Here is a 4,415-nt window from a genome sequence, read left to right as displayed (position 1 = left end):
ATGATGTTACTCTGGAATGGGATGCTCCGACTGATTTTAGCGATGAATCTTTACCTTCTGTTCTAAAAGACGGTAATAAAAATCTCCGAAGCAATAAACAAAAACCCTCCGAAACAAATCGAAGTTTGGAAGGATATAATATTTATCGCAATAATAACCTTGTTTATGAAATAAATGATCCGGGTGTTACGGAATATGCCGACGAAAGTATTTTCCCGGGAGAGCATTCATATTTTGTTACAGCTTTTTACTCTGAAGGTGATGAATCCTTTTCCTCAAACATCGAAGAAATCTGGATTACACTTGCTGCTCCCACCAATCTTACCGGTTCATCCCAGTTCCCTGATATTGTTCTCGAATGGGAAGTTCCCGCACCCACAAGAAGCCTTACCGGATATAGAATTTATCGGGATAATGAATTTGCCGGAGAAGTAACAGAACTGAATTTTACAGACCAAGATGTTCCAACCGGAACTTATATTTACACTGTAACCGCCCTTTACGGAACTTACGAATCTGCATTTTCAAATGAGGTAGAAATTATTCACTCCAACGCTACAAATCCGGAAATTCCTTTAGAAACCATAATCTTAAACAATTTCCCCAATCCCTTCAATCCTCAAAATTACAATACCAAAATCAGTTTTGGTTTGGCAACTCAGTCAATGGTTGAAATTTCAATTTATAACATCAAAGGCGAAAAGGTTAAGGAACTGGCTAATAAACAATTTGACCCGGGTTATCATGCCTTAGCGTGGAATGGTAGAGACGAACGGAATAATTTGCTCCCCAGTGGTGTGTATTTTTACAAAATGTCTGCAGGTAATTATTCCGAAATCAAAAAAATGATGCTTTTACGGTAGTAGTTTCTTGAATTATAAATCTCTTTCAGCGAATAAAATATTTTCATATTTTTTACTGGGTTAACGATGCAACCCCAGTCAAATTCATTAAAAATCCTTTTCGTGTTTTTCCGTGTATTTCGTAGTAAGAAAAAAATTATCAAAAAACCTTTTCGTGTTTTTCCGTGTGTTTCGTGGTAAGAAAAAATTGTCAAAAAACCTTTTCGTGTTTTTCCGTGTGTTTCGTGGTAAGAAAAAATTATCAAAAAACCTTTTCGTGTTTTTTCGTGTGTTTCGTGGTAAAAAATTTAATCCTAAAAGGCTTTCAAAAGAAAGTATAACTAAATAAAAAAAGGAAGGTAAAAAATGAAAAGAATAACACTAACCGCAATATTACTCATTAGCGTTTTTACTGCTCTTTCTGCTCAATTCAATCCCCCCGTATTAGTAAACGGTTCGGAAGATCTAACACAATTTGCCGGACAACAAGCCTATAAAATAGTTGGAGACAATGTTTACCTCACATATTTTCAGCAAGTTGATTCAACCCGTGAAATTGTTTTTGCTCTTTCCGAAAATAATGGACAAGATTTTTCTTATACAACAATTGATATAGCAAGTTTGAACACCCAATCCGGAATAAATAAAGCACCTGTTTTAGAAACTTTATCAAATGGAAATATAATTGTTTTTTATACCAAGAACACTTCGGATTCCACTTCCTCGCTTTTTAAGGCTATCTCCGAAGATCAGGGAGAAATATTTAATATTGAAAGTATTGCAGAAAATGTGTTCGAAACACCCTTGATCATAAATAACAATAACGTTTTAACGCTTTGTTATTCAACCGGATATGGAATATTGCTATCTAAATACCAGTATTTTACCAATTGGGAAGCATCTGAGAATGCCGATGGAGGTATTGAAGCCGGAAAAGTTAAATTTTGGGGTCAAGACGAGTTCTTTGGTAAAGTTCATAGTAACGATGATATTTGGGTTCAAAATGTAGGTGGTTGGCCCACATTTCATGCACTCGTTACAACTGCCGGTTATATTATGGACGATGGCACGAATGCAAGATTGGATGAAGGCTTGGAAGACCAGATTTTTTTGGGTGGGCTTCTCGATAAGGATGACGGGATTAAGGAAATTCCCCTTGAGCCTAATGCAGATCTTATTCGACAAAATGGAATACAACCCTTTGCAGGAGCAGATGCAGATATTGTTTATGTAAAGATCAATGGGACTTCATTTGAATCGTGGTTGGGTGATATTCAACTCGTTGAAGTCAAATCAATTCCTGTTTTAAGCTGGTATCCAAGAAACAATTCTGATGTAGTCGCTGCAATTAATGCCGGTATAAACTGGTTTGAAGAAAGCGATACTGTCTGGGTGAATGAAGTAGCAATTTATGATACTGTTTGGACACCGGGACCAGCGATAGGTGTGAATAACGAATCCGTTTGGGTGGATGCAGAACTTTGGATAGAGGGTAGTATTTCCGGCAAGCAAACCTGGGGATCTTCCGGCAATGCTTACCTTACGGGTGATATTACTTATAGTGGTACCAATCCGGGAGACGAGCCTGATGATCCTGACAATCCCAATTATTCAGATTATTTTGGTCTGGTTTCAGAAGGAAGAATATTTGTGAAATATAAACACCGAGATCCGGAAACAGGAGAAATACAAAGCCCCAATTGCAATGGAATCTATATGTATGGAGTTTATGCTGCCATCGGAGAAGGTGATCCAAGCATCTGGGGTGAACTGTTTTGTCACCACGATGGAATTTTCACTTTTGAATATCAACATCCTCACGGTTCGACTCCAAATTTCGAGAGCATAAGTCCATACACAGGTAATGACACAACATACACTTTTATTGATTTGCATAAATTTATTTTTCCCCCGGACACCAATGTCCCTGCTAATATTCAAGGTTTTCTTTTGCACGGAAATGTACCGAATAATCCCTATAGTATGGTTGGATATCCTTATGAGAATGACGCTTATCTAAATTCGCTTCCTAATTCAGGTCCCCCATATATTTTTCCGGAAGGAACAGACTACCCTTGGTATAATCCTGTCTGGCCTGAATCAGCTGAAGATATTGTTACAGAACGTGGAGAGATTCACATTTGGGGATCAATAATTCAAAGAAGAAGAGGTTACACTCATCGTTCCGGAAGCGACCCTTATAATCATCCAGACCAAACGGAGTGGAATATGGAAGAGTATCACTATGATGGAACTCATCCACCCACCGGATATGGCAAAGATTATCATTATGATAGCAGATTATCCGATATTCAACCACCGGATTTTATCTCAAGTAGTTTTTCAGGGATGGATCAATCAATTATCGTTGCAAATTCCTCTGATGGCGGACAAAATTTCGAGCAAGAATATGAAACGACTTTTTCTCAGATCCTCAAGAGCAAATCTATGGACTCGGAAGGAAATAATATCGCCATTGCATATCAGAACTATTCTTCAGAAATATATATTCTGTTTTCGGATAATGGCGGTGAAACATATCAGGAATTTGAGCTTGGTGATGAGAATTCTTTCTTATCTTTAGAAAAAGTTAAAATTATTGATGATCAAATTTATCTGCTTGTTCATAATGTTGGCTCTGATATGATAGTCAAATTTGATATTGTGTCTGGAGATACACAAACTTTAGCGACTTATGATTCAGATGGTTATGTGAACGATTTTGCAATTTCCAATTCAGGTGAAAAAGTATATTCAAAAATTAATTTTTACAACTCTTCCTATCAATTTACTTTCCATTATACGGAAGGTTCCGATGAATTTAGCGGGGAATATGTTTGGCATTCGGGAATCGAAGGGCAGTTTTTTCAGCCGAATAATTCTAAGCTTGCCATCAATTTTGATGAAACTGATTCCCTCTATGTTTGTTGTCTAAAAGAAGTAGCAGACAGTAGTGCATTATATCTTTCATCCGGATATCTTGACTTTTTTTCCATAGAACCGGAAGCGGAAATTCCTGCCGGTTTTTCTATTGACAATTTCCCCAATCCTTTCAATCCTCACCATTCCAATACAACAATCAGTTTTGGTTTGCCATTTTCAGTAAAAGTTGAAATTGCAGTTTATAACATCAAAGGTGAAAAGGTGAAGGAACTGGTAGCTGAACAATTTGATCCGGGTTATCATATTTTGGCGTGGAATGGTAGAGACGAACGGAATAATTTGCTCCCCAGTGGCGTGTATTTTTACAAAATGTCTGCGGATGAATATTCTAAAACCAAGAAAATGATACTTTTGCGTTAGCAAATTCTTGAATTATCAATCGCTTTCAGCGAAAAAAAATGTTTTCATCTTTTTTACTGGGGTAGCGATGCAACCCCAGTCTAATTTATCACATATCCTTTTCCGTGTTTTTTCGTGTATTTCGTGGTAAAAAAAAATTTATCAAAAATGAAAATAATAATATTTTGCCTAATTGGTTTTTTTGTTTTTCAACCGATTTTTGCCCAATCACCCTATAAACTCAGTTGGCAAAAAGATGGAATAATCGGTTGCACCAACCTTGCAGTGGTT

At 36.9% G+C, this 4,415-nt stretch carries 2 protein-coding genes; both read left to right on the top strand.

Annotation, left to right across the window (positions count from 1 at the left end; translation table 11 throughout):
- Positions 1 to 863: T9SS type A sorting domain-containing protein (locus U9P79_09335; protein MEA2104824.1), on the top strand; the 863-nt coding region annotated here is incomplete at its 5' end.
- 345 nt (positions 864 to 1,208) lie between these two features.
- Entirely contained in the window at positions 1,209 to 4,145 is a 2,937-nt protein-coding gene (locus tag U9P79_09330; GenBank protein ID MEA2104823.1) for a T9SS type A sorting domain-containing protein, read from the top strand.
- Positions 4,146 to 4,415: the final 270 nt, after the last annotated feature.

It is taken from the genome of Candidatus Cloacimonadota bacterium, assembly GCA_034661015.1.
GTDB lineage: Bacteria > Cloacimonadota > Cloacimonadia > JGIOTU-2 > JGIOTU-2 > JAYEKN01.
This window is presented reverse-complemented; position numbering and strand designations above follow the sequence as displayed.

Excerpts from the sequence above, each read along its gene's own strand:
- U9P79_09330 (MEA2104823.1), top strand. The coding sequence starts at position 1,209 with ATGAAAAGAATAACACTAACCGCAATATTACTCATTAGCGTTTTTACT.